Source organism: Heyndrickxia faecalis, from assembly GCF_040267745.1.
GTDB classification, from domain to species: domain Bacteria; phylum Bacillota; class Bacilli; order Bacillales; family Bacillaceae_C; genus Weizmannia; species Weizmannia faecalis.
In genome coordinates this window covers 846,478-872,210 of record NZ_CP158453.1, presented here as the reverse complement: position 1 = coordinate 872,210, position 25,733 = coordinate 846,478, and the positions used below count along the sequence as shown (strand labels likewise).

19 protein-coding genes are annotated in these 25,733 nt (G+C 46.9%); 8 read left to right on the top strand and 11 right to left on the bottom strand.

Annotated elements, in window-relative coordinates; all coding sequences use genetic code 11:
* Positions 1–222: 222 nt before the first annotated feature.
* The gene (locus tag ABR335_RS03965; protein ID WP_026104480.1) at positions 223–1,218 is read right to left on the bottom strand and encodes an asparaginase; all 996 of its coding nucleotides are present in this window, start codon (positions 1,216–1,218) and stop codon (positions 223–225) included.
* Positions 1,219–1,689: 471 nt separating this feature from the next.
* Between ABR335_RS03965 and ABR335_RS03960 the strand changes: the two genes are divergently transcribed.
* The 7 genes from ABR335_RS03960 (at position 1,690) to ABR335_RS03930 (ending at position 16,028) form a co-directional block, all read left to right on the top strand.
* Positions 1,690–3,258, top strand: a complete 1,569-nt coding sequence (locus tag ABR335_RS03960; RefSeq protein WP_014097300.1) for a multicopper oxidase family protein — start codon at positions 1,690–1,692, stop codon at positions 3,256–3,258.
* A gap of 364 nt (positions 3,259–3,622) precedes the next feature.
* Positions 3,623–4,207 carry a TetR/AcrR family transcriptional regulator gene (locus tag ABR335_RS03955; protein WP_350346594.1) on the top strand — a complete coding sequence of 195 codons (585 nt, stop codon included), beginning with the start codon at positions 3,623–3,625 and terminating at the stop codon, positions 4,205–4,207.
* A gap of 142 nt (positions 4,208–4,349) precedes the next feature.
* Positions 4,350–7,274 (top strand): YhgE/Pip domain-containing protein, encoded by a 2,925-nt coding sequence (locus tag ABR335_RS03950; RefSeq protein ID WP_350346593.1) that lies wholly within the window; start codon positions 4,350–4,352, stop codon positions 7,272–7,274.
* Positions 7,275–7,835: 561 nt separating this feature from the next.
* On the top strand, positions 7,836–9,326 hold the full coding sequence (locus ABR335_RS03945; RefSeq protein ID WP_110134155.1) for a TIGR02677 family protein: 1,491 nt from the start codon (positions 7,836–7,838) through the stop codon (positions 9,324–9,326).
* Positions 9,326–10,489 (top strand): TIGR02678 family protein, encoded by a 1,164-nt coding sequence (locus tag ABR335_RS03940; RefSeq protein WP_017550120.1) that lies wholly within the window; start codon positions 9,326–9,328, stop codon positions 10,487–10,489. The genes ABR335_RS03945 and ABR335_RS03940 overlap by 1 nt, the downstream gene beginning before the upstream one ends.
* A gap of 17 nt (positions 10,490–10,506) precedes the next feature.
* The gene (locus ABR335_RS03935) at positions 10,507–14,601 is read left to right on the top strand and encodes a TIGR02680 family protein (protein WP_061086501.1); all 4,095 of its coding nucleotides are present in this window, start codon (positions 10,507–10,509) and stop codon (positions 14,599–14,601) included.
* A 131-nt stretch (positions 14,602–14,732) separates the two neighbouring features.
* On the top strand, positions 14,733–16,028 hold the full coding sequence (locus ABR335_RS03930; protein ID WP_017550118.1) for a TIGR02679 family protein: 1,296 nt from the start codon (positions 14,733–14,735) through the stop codon (positions 16,026–16,028).
* 202 nt (positions 16,029–16,230) lie between these two features.
* Here ABR335_RS03930 and ABR335_RS03925 read toward each other — a convergent pair whose 3' ends face one another.
* The 7 genes from ABR335_RS03925 to ABR335_RS03895 form a co-directional block, all read right to left on the bottom strand.
* A complete protein-coding gene (locus ABR335_RS03925) occupies positions 16,231–16,722 on the bottom strand; it encodes a CBO0543 family protein (protein WP_014097292.1) in 492 nt (163 codons plus the stop codon).
* A 278-nt stretch (positions 16,723–17,000) separates the two neighbouring features.
* Positions 17,001–17,153: a hypothetical protein gene (locus ABR335_RS03920; RefSeq protein WP_014097291.1), complete on the bottom strand. Its 153-nt coding sequence runs from the start codon at positions 17,151–17,153 to the stop codon at positions 17,001–17,003.
* Positions 17,154–17,525: 372 nt separating this feature from the next.
* Positions 17,526–19,217, bottom strand: a complete 1,692-nt coding sequence (locus ABR335_RS03915) for a methyl-accepting chemotaxis protein (protein ID WP_014097290.1) — start codon at positions 19,215–19,217, stop codon at positions 17,526–17,528.
* 204 nt (positions 19,218–19,421) lie between these two features.
* A complete protein-coding gene (locus ABR335_RS03910; RefSeq protein WP_350346592.1) occupies positions 19,422–20,273 on the bottom strand; it encodes a DUF817 domain-containing protein in 852 nt (283 codons plus the stop codon).
* Between the two features lie 2 nt (positions 20,274–20,275).
* Positions 20,276–20,491 carry a helix-turn-helix domain-containing protein gene (locus tag ABR335_RS03905; protein ID WP_017554817.1) on the bottom strand — a complete coding sequence of 72 codons (216 nt, stop codon included), beginning with the start codon at positions 20,489–20,491 and terminating at the stop codon, positions 20,276–20,278.
* A gap of 10 nt (positions 20,492–20,501) precedes the next feature.
* The gene (locus ABR335_RS03900) at positions 20,502–20,984 is read right to left on the bottom strand and encodes a DUF2975 domain-containing protein (RefSeq protein ID WP_061565000.1); all 483 of its coding nucleotides are present in this window, start codon (positions 20,982–20,984) and stop codon (positions 20,502–20,504) included.
* Between the two features lie 243 nt (positions 20,985–21,227).
* The gene (locus tag ABR335_RS03895; protein WP_350346591.1) at positions 21,228–21,599 is read right to left on the bottom strand and encodes a hypothetical protein; all 372 of its coding nucleotides are present in this window, start codon (positions 21,597–21,599) and stop codon (positions 21,228–21,230) included.
* Between the two features lie 194 nt (positions 21,600–21,793).
* Here ABR335_RS03895 and ABR335_RS03890 point away from each other — a divergent pair, with 194 nt between their 5' ends.
* A complete protein-coding gene (locus tag ABR335_RS03890) occupies positions 21,794–23,143 on the top strand; it encodes an L-cystine transporter (protein ID WP_350346720.1) in 1,350 nt (449 codons plus the stop codon).
* A 69-nt stretch (positions 23,144–23,212) separates the two neighbouring features.
* On the opposite strand, the gene ABR335_RS03885 is transcribed toward ABR335_RS03890, so the two are convergent.
* The 3 genes from ABR335_RS03885 to ABR335_RS03875 all read right to left on the bottom strand — a co-directional run bounded on the left by ABR335_RS03885 (position 23,213) and on the right by ABR335_RS03875 (position 25,719).
* The gene (locus ABR335_RS03885; protein WP_013860333.1) at positions 23,213–23,695 is read right to left on the bottom strand and encodes a DUF456 domain-containing protein; all 483 of its coding nucleotides are present in this window, start codon (positions 23,693–23,695) and stop codon (positions 23,213–23,215) included.
* Between the two features lie 72 nt (positions 23,696–23,767).
* Positions 23,768–25,228, bottom strand: a complete 1,461-nt coding sequence (locus tag ABR335_RS03880) for a PH domain-containing protein (protein WP_350346590.1) — start codon at positions 25,226–25,228, stop codon at positions 23,768–23,770.
* Positions 25,225–25,719: a PH domain-containing protein gene (locus tag ABR335_RS03875; protein ID WP_071452071.1), complete on the bottom strand. Its 495-nt coding sequence runs from the start codon at positions 25,717–25,719 to the stop codon at positions 25,225–25,227. The genes ABR335_RS03880 and ABR335_RS03875 overlap by 4 nt, the downstream gene beginning before the upstream one ends.
* Between the last annotated feature and the right edge of the window lie 14 nt (positions 25,720–25,733).

Below are 25,733 nucleotides of genomic sequence, written 5' to 3'. Positions count from 1 at the left end.
TTACTCGATTCCCCGCGCAGTTGGTATGAAATTTAATGGAATTTATGGCGGCGGTTTTTTGTAAACGCAGAAACCCCGTTCTATATAGAAGACACCGGCTGAAAATATGCCGGAAAAACGCTGCAAACGCGGGCTGTGCAGCAGGATGCTCAAACGCATCGAACGGCAAAAAAAATTGCAGGCATCCCCTCCCGCAATCTTTCAGCCGTTTTCCGGCGCGCTTTACCCCCAATCCTGTGACAAATCATAAGCAAGCGGCGTTTCAATGATCTTTTTCACTTCAGCGGGATCATCCGTTTTGCCCAGCGCCCACATTAGTTTCGGCACGATCGCTTCCGTATTCATATCCCCGGAAACAATCACCGGATATTGCGCGACTTTTCTTCCGACTTCATACAAATACAAATCATGCCCTTCTTCCAAGCATTGCGTCGAAATCATAACAACAATCCCGGCATCGGTCAATTCCTTGATTTTCGGCAGCAAGTTGCGCCCTTCAAACGGCACCCCGCCGTTCCCGAAACTTTCAATGATCACCCCGCGGTAATGTTCCTTTAAAAAATCAAAGATCTCCGGCTTTGTGCCCGGGTGCAATTTTAAAAGAAAGACATCCGGTGACAGGCTTGTCTCAATATGAAACGGCTGCTCCGGCGGTTGTGGCCTCCAATGATAGTGCACCTCGTCCCCTGCTACATAAGCCACATACGGATGATTGATGCTTTCAAACGCATCGTAGCTTTTCGTCCGCATTTTCACCGCCCTTGTGCCCATGATCACGCGCCCGTCAAACACGACAAAAACGCCGCCAATCTCCTCGCAGGCAAAGCGGAGGGCGTTGAAAAGATTTTTCTTGGCATCGGTCTTTTTAAAACTGATCGGCACCTGCGAACCCGTCAGCACAACCGGCTTATTCAGGCCCTGCAGCATATACGACAAGGCTGCCGACGTATATCCCAATGTATCCGTTCCGTGTGTAATCAAAAAACCGTCATACTGTTCATAATGTTCCGCAACTGCTTCCGCAATCTGCACCCAATGTTCCGGCTGCATGTTTGTACTGTCGCGGTTCATTAATATCTTTGCGGTGACATCGGCAGACAAAGCAGCATGCTGAAAATATTTCAGCAAGTCTTCTCCCGAAAGCCCGGGTTTCAGCCCTTCATCCCCCTCAACGGAAGCAATGGTCCCGCCTGTTGCCAAGAGCAAAATTTTTTTCATTTGTGCCACCTTCATTTCTAACTGTCTCGGAAACCAATATAGGTTATTATATGTTTTTTACTGTGAACGTTCAATTTTTTGACGTCTTCAACTCATTGGGTAAAAGCCTTCTGCATCAGAATTTTAACCTGTTCTTCAAATTCAATAAAGACTCTTTGTACCCTTTAATCATCCAGCAATTATTGATATCATATCCATGGGAAGATCTCTCTCTAGATGTTCATCTAGCTGTGTACATTTAGATAATAGAGTGTCTTCCCTTTTTTCCATTCATTTGCTCCTTCGAGTAAAATTTTACACATACCCTCGCATCTCAACCATTTTTCAAACATGCCTATGCTTTTGACACGGCGGCCAAATTCAGGCAAAAACGTTATCTTCGCCTCCGGTACCATTCGCCCTTTCCAAAAGCCTTGATGGCTCATATTCTGTTAGAAATGCACGGCATCAATTGATAAGGGAGTGGGGAGTTTGAGCCCAAATTTAGAAAAGTTTGTTGACCGCCTGCCGCTCGCGGAAAAAATCCGACCGGTGCGGGAAGAGGGCGGGATCGCATATTATGAAGTCACAATGGAAGAATTTTGGCAAAAGCTGCACCGGGATTTAAGGCCGACAAGATTATGGGGGTACAACCGCAGCTTTCCCGGGCCGCTTTTTGACGTACCACACGGGAAAAAGATACGGGTGAAATGGACAAATCATTTGCCGCAAAGACATTTCCTCCCGATGGACACCACCATCTTAGACGAGATGGGAACAGACTTTCCGGAAGTGCGAACTGTTGTGCATCTTCACGGCGGGGAAACTGAACCGGACAGCGACGGCTATCCGGAAGCCTGGTTTACACGCGATTTTAACAAAACCGGGCCGGACTTTAAAAAAGAAGTGTATGAATACACAAACAGCCAGCGTCCCGCCACTTTGTGGTACCATGACCATGCGATCGGCATTACGCGCCTCAATGTGTATGCTGGTCTGGCCGGCATGTATATCATTCGCGACCCAAAAGAAAAGGCTTTCCATCTGCCATCCGGCAAGTACGAAATTCCGCTGCTTCTTACAGACCGGACTTTCAACAATGACGGATCTCTTTTTTATCCGCGCCAGCCGCAAAATCCGGGACCCGAAACACCGGATCCCTCTGTCGTGCCGTTTTTTCTCGGCGACACGATTCTTGTAAATGGTAAAGTCTGGCCCTATTTGGAAGTGGAACCGCGAAAATACCGGTTCCGGATTGTCAATGCCTCTAACACGCGGGCCTATCGGTTATACCTTGATTCCGGCCAGGCTTTTTACCAGATCGGTACGGACGGCGGGCTGCTCAGGCGGCCGGTGCAAGTTGAAAATCTGGCATTGGAACCGGCAGAACGGGCGGATTTGATCCTTGATTTTTCCGAATATGCTGGGCAGACGATTCTTTTAAAAAATGACCTCGGTCCAAATGCCGATCCGGCCGACCAAACCGGCGATGTGATGCAGTTCAGAGTTGTGCTGCCGGTTGCCGGAGAAGACACAAGCCGCATTCCGCGGTCTTTATCTTCCATCCCGGTTCCTTCCAGCCATAACGTAAGCGCCATCCGCCATTTAAAACTAACCGGTGCAACCGATTCATACGGGCGCCCGCTGTTGCTGCTGGACAAAAAAAGATGGATGGATCCGGTCACGGAAACACCAAGGCTCGGCACAACCGAAATCTGGTCGCTTGCCAATACAACGGCTTTTACCCATCCGATCCATATCCATCTTATCCAGTTTCAAATTTTGGACCGCCGCCCATTTGACTTAGATTTATATAACGAAACGGGTCAAATCGTATACACCGGCCCTGCCACCCCGCCGGAACCGAACGAACGCGGCTTTAAAGATACCGTTGCCGCACCGGGCGGGCAGATCACCCGCGTCATGATGCGGTTTTCCCCGTATGCCGGCGACTACGTGTGGCACTGCCATATTCTCGAACACGAAGACTACGATATGATGCGGCCGTTCCAAGTCATCGATCCGGATCTGCCGGCGTCAGACGGCCCCCTTTTGGATTAAAGGCTGCTTTCAAACGAATGGAGCCCAACATCGGCTTGTAAAACTTTAACCGAGCGGAGATTTCTAAGCTGTTTTTCAAATAAATCACGCAACCTCAATCCAGCCGGCGCCGGTAATTTTAACGAAATTAAAAGTTGTTTTTCAAGTAAATCAAGCCCGAAAACCCCGGTTCCCCGGATAAATCGTCATAAAATGCCATTTATCCGGGAACCAAAAAAACGGCAATAAAAAAAATTGTCACATGCAAGTTTAGCCACTATCTGGTATACTAAAAACGGAAAGCGGATTCATACCGTTATTTTTTTGCCGTTTATATACTACTTGACCAAATCATTCATTTGGTCAAAAAAGGGAGGGGGTTGCAATGGCAGACAGGAAAAAACTGATTGTGGAAGCAGCTGCGAAATCTTTTTCTGAATTTGGCTACAAGGCGACCACGATGGACCATGTAGCAAGAAGGGCAGGCGTCGGCAAAGGCACAATTTATACTTTTTTCAAAAACAAAGAAGAACTGCTCCAATATATTATGGAAAGCCTGATTGCCGAAATGAAACATTCAGCCGAAGAAGCGATTGATGCGCGTTATTCTTTTCACGAAAACGTCCATCACGTGCTGTACCAATTGCTGGAGTTCCGGTTTAAGCACCAGCTCGCCATCAAATTGTACGAAGAAGTCAATCTTGGCACACCCGAAGTAGTGGATGCCCTCCACCATGTGAAAGAATCCATTCTGAACTATATCAGCCAGTACATCGGGGAGGCGGTGCAAAAGGGCGACATTTATCCATGCGATCCAAAACTAACCGCATTTATTATGTTTAAAATGTATATTGCCCTGATTTTTGACTGGGAGAAAAATCATCCTCCCCTGTCGAAAGAAGAGATTTCAAAACTGTTTGAACTGTATTTTTTTAAAGGTTTATCGGCAGAAAGCCATGTGTGCTCATGAACGCAAAGGGTGCCATCTGATGCGCTGCCCAGCCATGGAAGCAGAACGCTATGACAGCATGTTTTTTCGTTTTCTTCATTATTTTTTTACCCTAAAATGACCGGATGACCAATTTAGTCATCTATTTAAGGAGGCATTCAAAATGAATGGCTATACTTTATTTGGAAAAGAACTAAAACAAATTATCCACCAACCGAAAGTCCTGATACCGCTCATTGCCGTCATTCTGGCGCCGATCCTGTATGCCGGCATGTTTCTCTGGGCATTTAAAGATCCGTATGCCAAAATGGACCAGCTGCCGGTTGCAGTCGTCAACCAGGACGAAGGGGCAAAAATGGATGGACAGCAGCTCACACTCGGAAAAGATCTGGTTTCGAACTTAAAGAAAAGCGGCGGCTTTGATTTCCATTTTGTATCGGAACAGCGGGCAATGGACGGGCTTCGCGGCCGCCAATACTATATGGTGATCAGAATTCCGGAAAACTTCTCCAAAAGCGCCACCACTCTATTGGCCAAAAATCCGGAAAAACTTCAGCTTCAGTACATGCCAAATGACAGCTACAACTTCCTGTCCAGCCAAATCGGCGAAACGGCCATGCTGAAAGTAAAAGAAAAAATGGCGGACGAAATTTCAAAAACGTATGCGGAATCGGTTTTTCAAACGGCCGAAAAAATGGCGGGCGGTTTTAAAACCGCAAGTACTGGGGCCGCAAAACTTAACGAGGGCGCTGTTAAACTGGATGACGGCGTCACGGTGTTAAAACAAGGGACTGGGCGGTTGCTTTCCGGGGCTGCTTCATTGCAAAATGGCAGCACAAAAGTACACAACGGGGCGCTCGCAGTAAATTCAGGCGCAGCCGCTTTAAACAAAGGAATGCCCGTTCTTCAGGCAGGCATCGTAAAAGCCGGGAACGGGGCGCAAAAATTGAATGGCGGGGCAGTCCAGCTTTATGCCGGCGCAGTTTCGTTAAACAACGGGACGGCTCAAGCCAATACCGGTGCAAAAGCTTTGAAAGCAAATCTGGAAAAGCTGGCATCCGGTTCCATTACTTTTACAAAAGGCATTTCTGACGCAGCTTCAGGCGCAGAAAAGCTGGCAGCCGGCACATCCACTTTAAGCACCGGCCTGAACCAGCTTTCGACAACGGCCAGCAATTCTTTATTGTCTGGCGCTACAAAACTGCAAAAAGGCGCAGGCGATCTTGCATCGGGAAGCAGTCAGCTCACATCAAAGATGAAAAAAGCAGAAACAGCCATTCCGGCACAGCTTTTACAAGGCACATCACGGCTCAATGCAGGCGTTACGCAAATGAAAACGGAATTGCCGAGCAAAGTCGCAAAAGGCGTTTCCACCGAGCTCAATAACGGCATCGGGCAAATCAATAGCGGGCTAACATCCGCGCAATCCCAAATCAGCAGCGCAATGGCTGCCCAAATTGCCGATTCAGTGACAGAAGAACAAATTAAACAAACAGACGAACTTGTGGAAACATTGGGGAAACAAGCAAACCTGCCCGATGCGCAAATCGCACAAATGAAGAAGGCGGCTGAAAATCGTATTCAAAGCGGGAAACAAAACGTGCGGGATAAATTGCAAGCCGAAATCAACGCAGGGTTAAGCGAGCCATTTAACCAGATAAAACAAAAAGCCCAAGCTGCGATTCCTTCTGAAGATGCGATTGCTGCAAGCATTTCAAACCAAACGAATCCGGCTTTTGACCAGCTTACAGCGGGCATTTCAGAGCTGAACGCCAATATTGAAAATGACAAGGATCCTTCGAAAGAAACAGTCAAAAGCAGCTTGCACAAACTTTACGCAGGCGCCGTGGACTTAAATAACGGGATTGCGGCTTTAAATGCCGGCGAACAGACCTATACTGCCGGTTTACAGAACCAGTTTATCCCGAATTTGAAAAAAGCAAATGACGGGGCAGTCGGCCTTCAAACAGGCGCAGAAAAACTTGCAAGCGGCCTGAAACAGATCAATAGCGGGGCGGGAACCCTTGCCACAGGCGCCGGAAAGCTGGCAGACGGTTCATCAGCGCTCGCAGAAGGCACAGGCCGGCTGCAATCCGGTTCTTCACAGCTTGTAAACGGCTCTTTTGCATTGAAAAACGGGACCGGTTCTCTCGTTTCCGGCACAAACGAGCTGCAGTCTGGTTCAGCGCGGCTCACAGCAGGCGCAGAAAAACTTGCAAACGGCACCGGACAGCTCGCATCTGGAACTGGACAGCTCACATCCGGATCCGGGCAGCTTGCATCCGGCATAAAAGAGCTGAACAGCGGTTCCGGTCGTTTGTCTGACGGGACAAAACAATTAAAGAGCGGGACGGCGGAACTGAAAAACAAACTGGGTGATGCTGCCAACACAGCAAGCAAGATCCAGGCAAATAACAAAACGTACAACATGATGGCCGATCCGGTCAACCTTCATACAACGCATTACGACAGGGTGCCGAATTACGGTACCGGCTTTACGCCGTACTTCTTATCCCTTGGGCTCTTTATCGGGGCACTGATTTTGACAATCGTCTACCCGCTCGTTGAATCGGCAGGCATCCCGAAAAACGGCATCAGCTGGTTTTTCAGCAAATTGGGCGTACTCCTGATTGTCAGCATCCTGCAATCGGTCATTGCAGATGTGATCATCCTTTCGGGTGTCGGCATTCATGTAAAAAATGTGCCATTGTTTCTATTGTTCTCGGTATTAACAAGCTTTACCTTTATGGCGCTGATTCAATTTTTGGTTACGTTTTTGCAAAACCCTGGCAGATTCCTTGCCATTGTTATCTTAATCCTGCAGCTGACGAGCAGCGCGGGGACTTTTCCATTGGAAGTCATTCCGAAATTCATCCAGTGGTTTAACCCGCTGTTGCCGATGACCTACAGCGTGCGCGGATTTAAAGCGGTGGTTTCCAGCGGAGAGTTCGACGTGATGTGGCAAAACGCCGGCATCCTACTGATTTATATCGCAGCTGCCGAAATCCTCACCCTGTTGTACTTTGTCATCCGTTACCGCCGCCAGTACGGGGCGTTGCATGAACATGCCGTAGCAAAAGAAGTTTAAAGTGACGGCCGAGCTGCGGGGGCAATTTTCCTCTGGCCGGCTCGTACCAAATTGGATGCCGAGCATGACATTTCCTCTGGCCGGCTCATAACAGATTTAACAGGCTGCCCGGTGTAATGGCCGGGCAGCCTTTCTATATAAACTGAACTTAAGTTTTTCGCGTCAAAATCCATTACGATCAGGATAAACATGGATTCTTGTAACACATAAAGAAGCAGTAAAATTGAGTTCAATTTATCTATTTCAGCCCGCACCGGTTCCGGAAGCATTCTATTGATTTTTGTAGATACCGCTGGTTTTTGGGATGCGCTTCCTTTTTTGGATAAAAGTGAAGACAGCTTGCCGTTTTTCAGATTCCTTCACGTAGAGCGCGGGAACAGTACAGGCTGCCGGTAAAGATTCCGCTTTTCATTTTTGTACTTGCCCCTCCCCCCATGCTATGCACCTGGCAGCAGCCATATTTAAGTCCAGGATAAAAAACCACAAAAACATATTTTCCATGCCAAAATTCCTGCGAATCTTATACAATAGAAGTAATACAAGCAAATGTGGTGAAACGAAATGGATCAGATCATGAAGAAAGTTGTCGAAGCGAGTTATCTGACGGCGGATTCGGCCGCCCAATACCGTGTGATTTTGCGCTTCTTTTATCGACAACATGAAAGGATGCGCGACTTTATTGCACCGGAGGAAGTGCTCGAATATCTGCGTTCGCTCCCGGCCTTCCAGGATTATGCGGAAGAACAGCTGCACCAGCAGTTGGCCCAGCTTGTGAAATGGAATAATCTGGTTGCTCGCCAGGATATGACCAATGCCAAAACAATCGAAGAATATAAGAAAAAAAGATTCCGCTACCAGTGCACACCTTACACGGTAGAAATCGAGCGGATGCTGATCCAGCTTGAAAAATTGGGAGACCAGTTCCAAGGATCGCTCGAACGTTCGCAATTTGACCGCCTACTCGCCTCTTTGGAAAAACTGGAAGAGGAACTGGAACAGCCATTGAATAAACCTGCAGCCGATTACATGCATATTTGGGATGACATTTTTCACTTTTTCGGGACCATCCGGACGAATACGGCGGATTACATCGCTTATATCAACAGCGAAAAGACGTCACAACGGATGCAGACGGAAGCCTTTCTCGTATATAAAAACCAATTTACGGCTTATTTGCGTGATTTTATCGTATCGTTGCAAAAAACTTCCCTGCAAATCAGGGGAAGACTGCGTGAACTGGATGGGCAAAGATTGGCACCGTTTTTTGAAAAACTCGTGGAACACAGGCGCCAAATTCCGCGATTGGAAGATACGGCAGCTTCCGAACAAGAATGGCTGGAAGAGTTCCACGAATACTGGGGGTCTTTGCGGCGGTGGTTTCTTGGGGGCAGCTCTTCCCAAAGTGAATTGGAAATGTTGCAGATGCAAACAAATGAGATGATCCGGAGAATGGCCCGTTATGTACAACGGATCAGTGAACGCCAGCAACATTTCCGGAGCCGGAAAAAAGATTATTTGCATCTGGCCAAATGGTTTGCCGAATGCCGCAATCTTGAAGAGGCCCATCAATTGTCATCGATCGTGTTCGGGACGATGACAGTAAGGCATTTGCACCTGGAGGAAGCGACAACGGACAATCTTCATGCCGAGACATGGGAAGAACAGCCGGAGATGCGGCAAATCAAGCCGCGAACGAACCGGTACCGCGAGAAAACAAAGCCGGGCGCTTTCCGATCTAATCATGAACAGAAAGAAAAACAGCGGCTCGCCTATTTAAAAGAGCGCGAACAGGAAAAACAGCTGATTGAAAAATACATGAAAAACGGAGAGATTCGCCTTGCAGAAATTGGAACCGTAGAACCGTTTGTCCGGAAAGTGCTGCTCGGCTGGATTGGAAAATCAATGGCAGCGAAAAACCATGAGGTAAAAACGGATTACGGGATGACCGTAAAAGTTGCGATGAATCCGGATCATCTCATCACACTCGATGCAGAAGACGGGAAACTGATCATGCCGGATGTCGTATTTGAACGATCAGGAGGAGAGCGCTGATGGATCCGTTACAAATTTTTGATGAAAAAGCGGTGCAGGGAATGGACTTGTTATTCCATCATTATTGGATTTTGCGGTCCGAGCACCCGGACTGGTACCAGCTCATCCGCGAACGCGAAAAAGTGCTGCGCCGTTACATCAGCGAGAAATTTGGCCTTAGGCTGATCATCCATCAGCATTTTATCAAACTCGAAAAAATCCCGGTGGAACCGGAAAGCTGGATGGGCATCCTGCATTTTCAGGAGCCGATGGATTATGCAATTTTTTGCTGTGCGCTCTCCTTTTTGGAAGGAAAAGCGGTGGATGAACAGTTTCTCTTGTCGGAAATGTGCCAGGAAATCCAAAACAATTATCCTGTAGAAGATGAGCTGGACTGGACGCTTTATCTTCATCGGAAGTCGCTCATCCGGGCAGTCCAAGCTCTGATGGAATTCAGTCTGATTCGCACAATAGACGGCGATATTTCTAGGTTCGACACTTACGAAGACCAGGAAGTCCTATATGAAGCGACCGTTTACAGCCGCTATTTTCTAAGAAGCTTTCCGGATGATTTTACAAGTTATCCGGACTGGACCGGGCTCCTTGAAGAAGACTGGAAACAAAATCAGGAAGATGAACGGCGTAAGCGGGTGTATCGGAAATTGTTTTTCTCACCTGGCCTGCACCGGAAAGATATGCAGGACCCTGATTTTCTTTATATCCGCAATTTCCGCAACCGGCTTTTGGAGGACATTGAAGAACACAGCCATTATAAACTCCATGTTTTCAAAAACACTGCATTTTTATCTGCCGCAGAACCGCGGAGTTACCATCATGTTTACCCGAATGCAAAAGGTTCCACGGATCTGATGCTGCAGTTGTCTAAGACGCTACACGACCATCCGGAAAAATATGTCCCCAATGAAGCGGGGGAAATTTTGCTTACGGCAGGCGAGTTGGAAGCGGTGATAGACGATATGCGCACCCGCCTTGAACGCGGGTGGTCGAAACATTTTCGAGATGCCGGTACAAAAGCGGTATGTGCGGAATTGCTCGAAATGATGAAAGAATGGATGATGGCGGAAACGGATGAAGCAGCGGGACTGATCCGGATAAAACCGCTGTTGGGCGTGCTTGCAGGCGAGTATCCGGCTGATTTTGAGAAAGGGGATGAGGAACCGTGACAGAAGGAAAATGGGTGATGAACCGCGCCGGCTTGTTAAATTTTTGGTATTATGACGATGAAGTTTTTGAATTTGCAGACGGAAAGCTGTTGTTGCGCGGCACAAACGGTTCAGGGAAATCGGTGACGATGCAAAGCATTTTGCCGGTTTTGCTGGATGGGAAAAAGACGCCTGATCGGCTTGATCCATTCGGCTCAAAAGCAAGGAAAATGGAAGATTATCTGCTTGGGGAAAAAGAAGTGTCCGGCCATGACGAGCGGACCGGCTACTTGTTTCTGGAATATCGAAAGCAAGGGACAAAGCAGTATATCACAACGGGGATCGGCATGCAGGCAAAACGGCACAAAACTTTAAAATCATGGTATTTTGTCCTGACTGACAACCGCAGGATCGGCTACAATTTTGAATTGGCACACACCCGCCAATCGGAACGGATTCCGTTGTCTGCAAAAGAGCTTGAAAACCGAATCGGGTCTGGGGGGCATCTTGTCCATTCGCAGAAAGAATATATGGAACTGGTGAACAAATATATTTTTGGTTTCCAGTCGATGGAAGCTTTTGAAGATTTGATCAAGCTTTTGATTCAGCTCAGAAGCCCGAAATTGTCAAAAGATTTCAAGCCGACGGTCATCTATGAAATTCTCGAGTCTGCGTTACCACCTTTGACAGATGACGAGCTTCGCCATTTGTCCGACACGATTGAAAGCATGGACGAAACGGAGCAGCAGCTTGAACAGCTTGAAAGAGAGCACGAATCGGCAAAAAAACTGGTGCGCCAATACGATCTTTACAATCAATATATTTTGGCAGAACGCGCCCAAAAATGGCAGGAGGCCGAAAGCAGGCTGCAGGAAGCAAAGCAGGAGGCCGGTACGTTAGCAGTTCGCTGTGAATCCCTGCGCGGAGTGATTGAAAACCTGACAGAAGATCAAAAACAGAACGAACAGAAACGCGACGTTTTAAAAGCGGAACAGGAACGGCTGCAGCACCATGAGGTATGGCGCCTTGAAAAAGAAAAAGGAGAACAACAGGCCAGGGCTGAAAAGCTAAAAAGTGAAGCAGCAGATCTGGAGAAAAAGTGGGAATTAAAGAAAAGCCAGCTTTTAAACATCCGCTTGGAACAGGACCGGTTGGAAACAGAAAACAGCAAGGATGGAGCCAGCATGCAGGAGACGCTGGATGAACTTGCACTGGATGCCGGAGAAGCGGCTTTCCCCCAGCACGAGATCAATGCCGGAGACTTTTCTCGGCATGAAGGGGAAGCTTTTGATTTTTCTGTTTGGAAACAGGAAATCAAACAGCACAGCGGACTTTTGCAAAAGTTGCAGCAACTGGCCGGAGAAGCGGAGCGGCTTCACGAGATGCATATGAAATTGCAGCGCCAGTCATCTGCCAAAAAGCAGGAAATTGACGAACTCCGTAAACAACTTGACCATTTGGAGAACTGGTTTACCGAACAAAAACAAGAACTGGAAGATGCCGTGTTTTTATGGATTGAACAGCATCCGGCCCTCCCCTTTACAGACGAACGACTCCGGCGCATTGCCGGCGCGCTGGACGGGCTCTATGAAGAAAACCGTTATGAAGCGGTCAGGGAAGAAATTGTGAAGGCGGCAAACGATTATATTTTGCAAGTGCAGAAGGAAATTTCCCGCGCGGAGCAGGCGCAAAAGGCAAAAGAACAGGAATTGGCTGAAGCCGAAGAAACACTTATGTATTGGAAAAACTTGAAACTTGCCAATCCGGAGCGCCCTCAGGATACGGAAGCTTTCCGCGCCGGTCTCGATGGAGCAGGGAAACGCTATCTCCCCTTTTATGCCGCGGTGGAATTCCAGGATCATGTGACCGAAGCCCAAAAAGCCAGAATTGAAGCGGCACTCCGGCAGACGGGAATTTTGGACAGCCTGATTACGGAAGAACCGGTTACACCTGTGCACGACCGGGTTATCCGTCCAAATCCGCACATTCTCGGCTACACACTTGCCGATTACTTAAAGCCGGATCCGGATAATGACAGCCCGGTATCAGCCGCACGCATTGACGAAGTGTTGCGCAGCATTCCGCTTGAACCGTCGGACAGCGGCTTTCACATTGATGCGGATGGCTCTTTTTCAGTCGGCTGCCTTGTTGGCCATGCTCCGGATGAAGGACCTTCCAAATTCATCGGCAGAACATCCCGGAAACGGTACCAGCAGGAAAAAATAAAAGAAACAGAGCAAACGATTGCTGAAATCCGCCTAGCCCTTTTGCAAATCGAAAACCGCCTTTCGGAATGGGCTAGGAAAGTACAAGAAGCAGAAGATTGGAAAGCGGGCATTCCAGATGACAAAGATTTACGCGACCTTGAAGAACAGATTGAAAAAACAGCGCGCAGCCTGAAACAGGAACAGGAATTTCTGACAGAAATTGACCGCGATTGGAAACAAGTATACCAGCATTTGCAAAACATCCGGCTACAGCTGCATGAGCAAGGAGCCGGCTTGAACCTTGTCCTTCAAAGCGGTCCGCTCGATGAAGCACTAGCAGCTGCGAAAAGTTATGAAGAACATCTTCACAGCCTGGAGCTCATTTTTCAACGTTTGTTTTCCGGGCGCAAAATGCTTGCGCGTCTTGCTGCGGATATCCTTGAAAAAGAGCAGGAACTCGATGAAATTCGCGGTGAAGAGAACATCCGCCGGTCAGAATGGGAGAAAACGGTGGCAAATATTGAAGCGATTGAGCAGCAGCTGAAATTGCAGGGGATTGATGAGGTTCGCGCCCGGATTCAGGCAGTCCAACACGAATATACCAGTACGGAGGAAAAAATCAGGGAGATCTACGAAGAAAAGCCGAAAAAAGAAGCAGAACTAGAAAAATGCACCACCAATTTGTCTCTTGCCAAAACGCGTACCACGTTTTGGACAAATATGGCGGCGGAATGGGAGAAACTCGTAAAAGCAGAACTTTCCCTCGGCTTCGTGGAGAGCGAGCACACAGAACCGGAAAGCATTTTGACGGCGTTTTCTGGTGTGCTGGAAAAGTATGACCGCGCAAAATTAAATGAAAACTTGACAAAAGTTTTTTTCAACGAACAGTCAAATTTAACAGAATACCGCATGTCTGAGTTTACAAAAGAAGCGGACCCGCCGGATTGGTTCGCTGAAAAACTCGATGACTATTACGAAACGTTCAAAAAGGAATGGGAAGGCTTGCGGGGCCGCCGCCTCATCCAGATGGAATACCGCGGCCGCAGGGTGAGCCCGTATACGGTACTCGAGTCTCTTGAAAAAGAACTTTTAAACTTGCAAAGTTATTTGGATGAGCAGGACAGAAGGCTGTACGAAGATATTATCGTCAATACGGTTGGCGTCATTTTGCGGAACCGGATCCAGCGGGCAGCCAAGTGGGTAAAAGAAATGGATGCGATCATGAGAAACCGGGATAATTCGTCCGGACTTACTTTTTCGATTGCCTGGAAGGAAAAAACGGCGGAGTCCGAGGATGAGCTCGATACAAAAGATCTTGTCGCGTTGCTGCAGCGCAACAGCAAGTTTTTAAACGAGGACGATTTGAACCGGATTACGAAACATTTCCGCTCACGGATTGCGGCTGCCAAAGAACTGATTGAAATCCGCAATGAAGGGTCGACGCTCCATCAAGTTTTAAAAGAAGTGCTCGATTACCGGAAATGGTTCCAATTCGTGCTGTCATACAAACGTGCCGGCGAGCCGAAACGCGAACTGAGCAATACCGCGTTTTTCAAATTCAGTGGCGGAGAAAAGGCAATGGCCATGTACATTCCGCTCTTTACAGCAGCCTATTCGCGCTATTTGGAGGCAGGCAGTATGGCGCCGTACATCATTTCGCTGGACGAAGCGTTTGCCGGGGTAGATGAAAACAATATCCGTGACATGTTCGAAGTCGTCGAGCAGCTTGGATTCAATTACATCATGAATTCGCAGGCGCTCTGGGGTGATTATGACACCATATCCAGTCTTGCCATCTGTGACCTTGTCCGCCCGAAAAACGCCAATTATGTGACAGTGATCCGTTACCGGTGGGATGGGCATAAACGGTCGATTGTAGAGAAGCCGAAAGAATCATTGGCAGGCGCCACCCCGGATCTGCTTTGAAAAGCGTTCATCTACCCGTGCGTAGCCGGGATGCCAGAAGTCATTCCGGTCTCTTTTAATCGGCGTAAAATGGTCCCTGAAAGCGGGCAAAAAGATATCCGGTTAGGGCGTGGGAAAAGGAGTTTGAAATGATGAAGGATGCGATCGATCTGTTAAGGAAGGAACCGGGGATGCTGAAACTGTTCCACCTTTTTAAAGAAAAATACCGTTCGCTCGGCCATATTGGGGGAACAGTCAGCCTTTCCGGTTTTACGCGCACCGAACTGGAGGCGATTGCCGGGCTGGCCGGCACGTCCCCTGATTTGCTCAGAGAGAAAAACAAAATTTCGCTGCGGGCATTTGAAAAAGCGCTGGCACCGACTGTTTTCGGAAAATACACCCTTGTCGAACTGCTTGAAGCGGTTTTGAAGGAAAGAATTTTTTCCAAAGCGGAAGAGGAAGAAATTGAGAAAAAGAAAGAGGAACAATTTTTGGCACGGCTGACGGAAACGATGCCGGACGGAAATGGGTGGTGGCGCCGGATTGCCAGTAAAACGGCTGACACGCGTTTTATCTGGCATGCATACAAGCAGGACCCGGATACGTTGTCCGCACAGCTCAAAATGGTTTGGAAAGCTTTCACGATGCTTCCAGAAGAAGGGAAATACGAACGGATTCCGTTTTATTCCCAGCGTATTACCGGGAACCCGCATTTTTTTGATCAAACCCGTTTCGCGGGCAAGCTCTTTATCCACTGTTTGTTCACCGACCAATGGTTAAAAGGGCTGATCGAAGAAGTGCCGAAAACAACGGAAGAATTGAACGAACTGTACGCAAATGCTGGGCTGATGCGGGATGACTTATGGAGTTTCGTGACATGCCGCGCATTTTTGGCGGAAACCGAAAACGGCCTGCACCCGGTCTGGCGTGAAGCCGCAGCTACTGGGACGGTCATGAACGTCCCAGTGAAAGAATTATTGCAGCTAACGAATATTTGGCCACGAGCGGGAAAAAAGGTTTGGATCATTGAGAATTCCGGTGTCGCTTCGGCTGTGCTTGATGCAGTGTCCGATGCGCCTGTGATTTGCACGCATGGCCAGTTCCGCACTGCTGCCTGGATCATGCTGCAACATCTTGCAAAAAACGGCTGTACTTTTTATTATTCGGGTGATCTCGATCCGGAAGGCGTTGTCATGGCAGAGCGCCTCAGCAGCCGTTTCCCGGGGCAAACGGTATTTTGGCGGATGGATCCGGATGCATACTTTTTGACCCTGTCGGAAGAGGATATATCCACCCGGCTTTCCAAGCTGGATGCGGTTCAATCCCCTGAACTGCTTTTGGTGGCAAATGAAATGCGGTTAAAGAAAAAAGCAGGATACCAGGAAGGCCTTGCCGATTTGTTGATAGAAGATTTGAAGAAAAGATGGTTGAGTGGAAAAGAAGCATGACATTCGTCAGGTTCAGCTATATAAAATGAGTTGAGGTTTTTCCATCCACATGAATCGTTATGCAGAATGTCCCCCGCTTATCTCATGCCGATCCTCAGCCACAAACTTCACTTATAGGGTGCTCAATCAGCGGTCTTACAATCACGGGGGAAGCCCCGTAGACCCAAACAGTACAGGCTGCCGTTAAAGCTTCGGCAGCCTGTTAGGTTACAGACACCCTTTCCCTATTGATTTTCCTCACAAACGCAATGATGAGCCTGCAGATGAAAAATTTGCCCATCATACTGAAAAAAGAATGATACCATGTCCACCCTTTCCTCCAAGTGATCAAGTTCGTTTTTTTCTCAGCGATGGTTTCCATCATGACTTGCGGGAGGGAAATCAGAAGCACTTTAAAAATTTGGCTCAATGGTCTGCTGTTTAACGCCCATTGATTGTAGTAAAGCAATAGCAATGGATTATGCACGAGATCAAAGGGCAAGTGGATCTTAAATTTATCAGGAAATGGCCGGATCTTGTATTGAATAAACCCTTTCTTTACCAGATAGGTGTCAGCAAGCAAATTTCCTGCAGCACTGACAAGATAAACAATGATCCAATCCTTAAAGGAACGTTTTACGATGGCAAATGGCAGTAAAGCAATGCCGATTGCAGTGACTAATGACAATAATGTTACTTGGTGTTTTCGTTTCATTTTTTATCACTCCTGATTTTAATGAAGGCGATATAAAATGAACTTCAGTTTTTACATCAAGTCCGGGCGTTGACTGATGACTCCTTTTTCCATTAGGCAACAAAGATGTGAAATGTTGTTCATTTTATATACAGCAATCATTTGTTATTTTCTTTTCCGATGCCCTTTTCTATAAAAAGCGATGCAGCATGGGCCGCCTGATTCCCTTCCTGATTTCAAACACGGAGAAGGGTCTTTTCTGCAAAAACAGCCCCATTTTTTGAGGCTGTTTTTTGAAGCTATTTCGTGCTCTTATTTGGCGTGTTTTCGCCGGCTGTTTCGAGGCCGGTGCTCGGAGCGTGGCCGGTTTTGAAATGGTTTTGGCTTTTTCGGACCGCTTCCGGTATTTTGTATTGTTGCTCGTTTGTTTGGTTTTCTCCAGTATTTGGCATTTCCAGGCTCCTTTGCTTTCGTCTCATGCATAGGATGCCGGCTTCGAAACGTGTGTAATCAGGAAATTTTTTACAATCCCATCACGGATAACTACGGGGTGCTGAGAGCCTGCGCGGATTTTATGGCTCCAAAAATTTTTATTATGATGCCATGAAACATGTTTATCATCCTGAATTTAGGGAAAAAGAATAAAATTCGCATGTTTATACACAATTCTTTCCACAGGTCTGGATAACTTTTCCCAAGTTCTTGTGGCGTTCAGACTTTTGGTGCAGCCTTTTTCGATTTTACTTAAGAAGGAGTTGCCCCTTTGCCGCAGAAAGGTTCCCGTCTTTTATCTTTTAAAGGGGTTCATGGTGCGGTCTGGCATATTATAATTTAAAATGCTGGATGCCATCTTGCAGGTCCTGAGCCAAATGTGCAAGCGCGTTAGAGAGGGACGAGATTTCTTCCATCGTTGCCAGCTGCTCCTCGGTTGCTGCACTGCTTTCCTGGTTGGCTTCAGCGGTCTTGGTGGAAATAACCGCCAGTTCTTCCAGCGTTTTTGTAATTTGGGCGCCTTGGTCATTCAATGACTCAACCGAAGCTGCCACTTCCTGCACTTTTCCCAACACATTTTCCATCGATTCAGAGATTTTGATAAACGCAGCGCCGGCATCCGAAGATTCTTTTAGCCCCGTATTGACCTGATGATGGCCTTCTTCCATCGCTTTGACTGCATGTGTCATTTCCGATTGGATATTGGAAACCATCGTCCGTATTTCATCCGCTGATTTTTTGGACTCCTCTGCCAGCTTTCTGACTTCATTTGCCACCACCGCAAATCCCTGACCATGTTCCCCGGCTCTTGCCGCTTCAATCGTTGCGTTTAAAGCCAGCAAATTCGTCTGCTCTGCAATGGACGTAATAATTCCCATAATCCGGCTGATTTCCTCGGACCTTTTCTCCAGGCTGCGGATAATGTCAGAGGCATTGGCAACTGTTTTTTCGATATGATTCATTTGGTTTTGAACATTTGAAACGGCCTTGTCCCCTTCTTTTGTCAGCGTATTTGCAATTTCAACCGCTTTTTCCATGTCTTCACTGTTCCCGGCGATTTTGTGCAATTCCAGCGACATTTGTTCAACGGTTGCTGTTACTTGCTGGATTTGGACCATTTCGTGATCCGTCTTTTCAGCTGCCTCCTGGGTGACCTCGGCAATATGCTCAGAAACCTGGCTGCTTTGTTCGGCACTCGCTGCCAGCTCCTGGCTGCTTGCTGAAACCTGTTCAGAAGCTTCGCTGACCTGGCTGATGATATTTCTTAAATCTGAAATCATTTCATTTAATAAGCCGGCCATTTGCCCGAGCTCGTCCTTATTTTTCACATCCACTTTTTCTATATTCAAACGGCCTTCCGCAATGTTTTTTATGGCTTCGGAGACAACCCGCACCGGCCTTGAGATTGCCCGGCTCAGCAGCAGGAGCAGCCCGATTCCGATCAAAATGGAAACGGCCGAGATACTGCTGATCAGCAAAATAAGGAAATGCACGGTTTTTTCAGTCTTTTGCTTTTCAACATCCAGCACGTGGTTGATCCCTTTCACAAGCGCATCTGTTTGATTGCCCAGTTCCTTGCCTGTTTGCCGCCCGGAAGTGGATACAAGCTGCAATGCCTTTTTCTCCTGTCCATTTTGTTTATAGGCAATTTCTTCATTTAAGATTGCTGTGTACTGATTAAATAATGCTTGCTGCTCTTTTACATTGCTGATGTTTGACGGGTCGGTCAAGTGGCGCAGCAATGCTTTGCTTTGGGCTTTATAGTTGTTTGTTGCCTCTTTATAGTCATCTAAATAAGCCGGTTCGCCGGTCAGCAAATACCCCCGTACTGCGGCTGACTGTTCCCTCACACTGATCTTTATATTTTTGGCGGAATCCAAGTTTTTCGTTTGAACACCGATCAGTTTGGCATACGTGCTGTCCAGCTTGTTTAACCCGATATAGGCACCGGCTGAGACAATGATCAATAGTGACAAGATAGATCCAAATACCAAAAATAATTTGCGGGAGACGGTTAATTGCATGTTCTCTTACCTCTTTTCTGCCTTTATTTTACTTTCTATTTTATATCGGCAGAAATGATGGTTTTTGGAGATGGATGTGAATCACAAATTTAACAATTTAGGTAAATGCTTAAAGATGATCCAGCTTACGTTTGTATGGTTTAAACACAGCCGGCGATCGGGGGCTAAAAAATGTTCCTGAAATCCTTTTGATTGATTTCCGCTTCAATTTCCCCAGCCTTGCTCCGTCTTTTCCCCGCCTGACCTATTTCCTTTTACCTGCTTCAAGGTGGCCACGATCAAAAAGCTGACAATGACAAGCAAGAGCCAGGAGCTTACCTTGCCGAAGTGGACAGGGCTCCAGGCGTGGGCCTGATCCGGATATTGCCAGGCGCCAAAAAATGTTGCGATATTTTCAGCGATCCAGATGAAAAAGGCAATCAGTACAAAAGAGAAGGCAACCGGCATGCTGTAGCGGGTGCCGTTTACCGCATATGTAACCCGGGATTTCCAAAAAACAACGAGAACAAGTGCGGAAAGCCACCAGCGAATGTCGATCCAAAAATGATGGGTAAAGAAATTCAAGTAAATGGCAGCAGCAAGCGGAAACACGATTAAAAACGGCGGCCAGTTTACGAGCTTAATTTCAAGCCTCCGCCACGCCTGGCAAATGTAACTTGCGACGCTCGCATACATGAAGCCGCTGTACAATGGCACACCCAAAATTTTCACATACCCTTTTTCCGGATAAGACCAGGAACCCATATGAATTTTAAAAATTTCCAGTGCAAGCCCAATCAGGTGGAACAATGTAATAACCCTTAATTCGTCCACTGTTTCAAGCCGGGAATGCACCATCCACCATTGCATGAAAAGGCAAATGATGAGCAGCCAGTCATACCGTGGCAAAAATGGGAGCGGCACGATTTTTGTCAGCGCCAAAGACGCAAAAATCACAACAGGAAACAGGCAGGACAGGGCCTGCTCCCGGGCAAATGAGAGGAGTTGGATGAGCACCCGCTTCATTCGCAGCCTTGCCGTTTTTTTCTGAATATGCTTTTGAACGGTTGCCTCCATGGTCACTCCTCCTCTGTTCCCCGGTATTCCAAAATATCGCCGGGCTGGCATTCCAACGCCTTGCATATCGCGTCCAAAGTGGATAATCGGATCGCCTTTGCTTTCCCGTTTTTCAATATCGACAGATTGGCCATGGTAATGCCGACCCGCTCCGAAAGTTCCGTCACACTCATTTTCCTTTTTGCCAGCATGACATCAATATTGATGATGATCGCCATATTTTCCACCTCAGACCGTTAAATCATTTTCATTTTTCATTTCAATCGCTTCCTGCAAAAGCCTCTCAAGCACAGCGGCAAAGACGGTGATGACCGCTGATGCAAAAATAATGAAAAAACAAATGGCGAGAATCCCCGGGGCATCATCTCTATCCGCCATGAGATAAAAAAGCGGGCTGCCTGCCACGTACAACAGGCCGATCGCTGCGGCACAGGATTTAATTTTTTTCAGAGCTGTTACGGAATTTGCCGAAAAAGCAGTGTTTTTGTCTATCAAACCCAAGAGTATGAAAGCCTGGTACAATGCAAAGTAAAAAGGGAGTGCCGCCCCGTACATCACAAGCAGCACGAGAAATTCCATAAAAGCAAAATCCGGAACCAGGCGGGCTGCCAGTTTTCCGATTTCTGGTACCACAAAAATGCACAAAGCAAGTATCGGGATGCCAATCAAAATGACCGCCAGCCTTAAAAAGAGGGTTGATCCCCGTTTCATAAAAAAACACCTCACTGATGAATTGTCGTTTTGATTTTAGCACATGATTTATCGTTTTACAATAAATTGTTATTATATTTCAATGTATTTTTATCCTAATTCAATGTCTCATCCCTTTACCGGTATTCCCGCAGTACCCCCGGTAAACGGCCCGCCGCTTCATCGTGTTTGAAAAAAAAGAAAGCCGGAAACCATTGGATCCGGCTTAAAAGTTCCCGGTTTTAATCGGGGCGTTTCTTTTCATTACTCATCACAACGATCGCATTCATCCGGAATACCCGGATCTACTGTAATGTTCTGTTCATATCTTTGATAAACATGGCGCGGAACGTTTACAACATGTTTCCTGTTTACCTGGATGATGGGGTGCACATAAGTGACGTTTCTTTCAACATAAGTGTCCTTATAAACATACCGCGGTTCGCAAAATACCGTGTTGCTGGTACGATTGGATTGATTGCCTGTGTTGCTTACATTGCCGGTATGATCGTAACGGTCTTCAGGCTGTACAGCGCTGTTTCCTGCATTGGTATTGTCCGCTCTCCCATCGTCATGATGATCGTGCATCCAAGGGACGACTGGTGTCTTTTTCCGCCGTTTTTCCAAACTCTTCACCTCCCATTCTTTTTTCAATATATTAAATGAAAGAAAAGAACAGATTGAAACGGACAAGTAACCAATGGTGCATAAATTCCGCCGCCAAAAATCTCACTTGACATATCGGAATAAGATGATTAAGATGAAAAATGTTAACAAAAGGAGGGGAAAAATTGGACATTTTATACATTATCATCAATCTGGCCGTCTTCATGATCCTTTTGGCCGGTTTGTATGCCATGCAAAGAAAACATGTTTCGTTTTCAAAACGCGTTTTCTCGGCATTGGGCATTGGCATCGTTTTCGGCATTATCCTGCATTTCTTGTACGGCACGGCGTCGTATGTGACCAACCATACGATCGACTGGCTTAATATTGTCGGCAGCGGTTATGTTTCGCTGTTGCAGATGGTCGTCATGCCGCTTGTCTCCATTTCCATTTTAGCGGCGTTTACGAGGCTGAAATTAACCAAAAACATAGGAAAAATCAGCTTTCTTGTACTCGCGTTTTTACTTGGCACGACTGCGATTGCCGCTGCGCTCGGAATCGGATCCGCGCTTCTTTACGGGCTGGATGGCATCCACTTAACGCAGGGTGCCGCTGAAGCCGCACGGAATGCGGAACTGAAAACAAGCGTCGCCAGCGTAAAAGACATGACCATTCCGCAACAAATCGTTTCCTTTCTGCCGAATAACCCGTTTGCAGATTTAACCGGCGCACGCCCGACTTCCACAATCGCGGTGGTGATTTTCTCCGCCATATTGGGGATGGCCTATCTCGGGATAAAACGCAAACAACCTGAGCAGGCGGAACATTTTGCAAAAATTATTGATACTTTGTATACGATCGTGATGAGGGTGGTTACCCTTATTTTAAGATTAACGCCATATGGAGTGCTCGCATTGATCACCAAGGTCACAGCCTCAAGCGACTATGGCGCGATTGTAAAACTGGCAAAGTTTGTGCTGGCTTCTTATACAGCGATTATCGTCATGTTCCTGGTTCATTTGCTGCTTATCAGCCTGGCAAAATTGAGCCCGGTACGATATGTGCAAAAGGCGCTGCCGGCACTCACCTTTGCCTTTACTTCCCGTTCCAGTGCTGGCACGCTGCCGCTCAACATTGAAACACAAACAAAACGTTTCGGCATTTCAGAAGGGATCGCCAATTTTTCGGCTTCCTTTGGCCTGTCCATCGGGCAAAACGGTTGCGCCGGCATTTATCCGGCAATGCTGGCCATTATGGTTGCCCCTTCTGCCGGCATCAACCCGGCAAGCCCGTCTTTCATTATTACGCTGATCCTTGTTGTAGTTGTCAGCTCATTCGGCGTTGCGGGTGTCGGCGGGGGCGCCACTTTCGCATCCCTGATTGTCTTGTCAGTGCTCAACCTGCCGATTGCGATTGTCGGCCTTCTGATCTCTGTTGAACCGCTGATTGACATGGGCCGGACGGCATTAAATGTCAGCGGCGCCATGACTTCCGGTATTTTAACCGGCAAAGTCACCGGAGAAATGGACAAAAAAATATATCAACAGGAAGATGCCGATCTTCTTGAAGCATAATAGAAAAAAGCCCTGTTAACGGGGCTTTTTTCTATTATGCAACCGGCTACCGTAAAAACCGAAAATCCGTTAAAAAGCAACGGCTAAACCAAACCAAACGATCATGACGATCTGTATGAATGCTTTGGCGATACTGCTGTTAAGAAACCCAATGATCGTGGCAACGCCCACTTTTACAGCCTGGACGGGATTTTTCGTCATCAGGATCTCCGTTATACATACACAAACAAACGGAACAAGGATAATTCCAAAAGGCGGAATGACAAAAGAGCCAACAATCGTTGCAACCGCAGCAACCCTTTCAGATATTTTGGACCCGCCGTATTTTTTTACAAAATATCCGTTTGCAATGATATCCGCCGCAATAAGGACAATGCTTAGGATGACCATGCTGATCCAAAACCAGACAGACAATGCATGCGGATTAATGAAAAACTGATAGACTGCAAATCCGGCCCACAGCATCACAATAGATGGAATGACAGGATAGATGATGCCTGCAAAACTTAAGATGAATAAAATCACAATGGCCGTCCAAAGGATAAACGTCAATCAGATCCCTCCTCTGCTCCCGGCATGTGCCGGGACTGCATGAAAACCGTGATCATATGAAGGCCAAAACAGTCATTCCACTTTAACTTCCTTTCCCCGCCCTATATACCATTTGTAAAACATCCAGGCAAATTCGGTGGGGACATCCTTTACCCCGTTAAATTGAATCGGTTTTGCACGATTAATCGTTTCAATGGAGGCAAGGCCCAGCCATTTTTGAAAAAGGTTCCGGGATACGCGCACTTCAATCACTTTTTCCCGCTTGGAAAGGAACAAAGAAGTCGTAAAAATGCCCGATTGTAACTGAATAAAACGGTCATTCAATACATATTTCGTATGTAAATAACCGATCCATCTTGCGACCAGTATCGATACGAACAGAAAAGCGGACAAAAGCCACCACGGAACACGCAAGCCGAAAATTTCCGGTTTCCAAAAATATAACACGACTGTGGCGATGATCCAAATCCAGCTCGGGGCAAACAGCCGGACCCATAAAGATTTCTTGGGGAGCTGCCTCATCTCCTGTACCACTTCATAGTCCGGCAATATCTCGTTGATGATTTCGTACGCCCTTTTAACCGGCAAAAAAGGATACAGCGAGTTTAATTCAAGTTTCTCTCCTTCAAAGTCAAGCCTTCCTGCACTCGTCAGCTTGACTTCCGCCAGCCCGAGCAACCGTTTCAACAAAGACTGTTCCACTTCAACAGCCTGCACTTTATGCTTTTCGATAAAAAAAGACGTCTCTTCAATTACCCCTTTGGTAATATAAATCCGCTCTTCATCAGAGGAGATCTCATATTTCCCATACTTCAAAAAGGTCCGTGCCATGCCGAAAACCACCGCAACAATGGCCACAAAAAGGACAATGCCCGATACAATCCACCAGGAACCGATTATATAAGAGAGCATCCCTTTCGCCGTTTTATCAATATCAACAATATCGTCCACATTCGAATAAAAAGAAAAAAATACCGGGATGACGGCAAGCGGACTTAAAGATGTAAAACTTGCTTTTAACGTATCTTTTCTCGTCGGTTTAAAATGGACCACCCGTTCCTTTTCTTCCGCATCCAGTTCAAACGTTTTACGCTTATCATTCTGCACGATGTCAATGATTTTTTCCGCTTCTTTCCGGGTGATCACTTGAAATAACACGGCCGCTTCATCCCCGGAGATACCCGTTTCAAAGCTGACAGAGGTGACATGAAAAATCCGGTGAAAAAAGGATGTATGGCGGTTAATGTTTTGGATTTTCGAAAAAGGAATCGTCCGTTCCGTTTTGTTGAATATGCCTTTATACAGATGAAAGGAGCGTTCATCCAGTGCATATTTATGTGTGTACCATTTCAAAAAATGATATACCATCACGATTGCAAAAAAGAGCAAAAACAAATATCTGCCATATGTAAGCACGGGAGAACGGGAACCGGCATTTACGATAAATAAGATAATGAAAAGGATGAAATAGCTTTTTATAAAATCACCGATACGAAACAAGATCAAAAGGGGATGGTACCGTTTTTTCTTCACGACTCCACCTCCCTGATTTTTGCATAACGCGCAATTCGGTTTCTTAACGCAATGGCCTCCTCTTTAGGCAGAGCCGGAATGGTATGGGACGTCCCCATGGTGTCCACAGTCACGGAACAGAGCCTGTATTTCTTTAAAATGGGGCCTTGTTCGGTTGCCACCGATTGGATTTTGGTCATCGGAACCAAAGAATGTTTCTCGTTCAGCACACCCAATTTCATTTGTAAAAATTCTTCGTTCACATCGTAACGCCAATTTTTATAGCGAAAATACGAACTTATCCATGACCAGATCATACTGCCGATATCCAACACGAGTAAACCGTATAAAATCCAGCCGATCCATGCCGGCCAGGAAAAGTGGTGGCCGAGATAAAGCAGCACGGCGAGAACCACAACCCCTGCCCCGGCCTCCAGCGTTTCACGTATGATCCAAACCTTTATTGCATCTTTGGATAATGTTTGTCGAGGTTCATTGATATCTGAATACATTCCATCACCTTTAA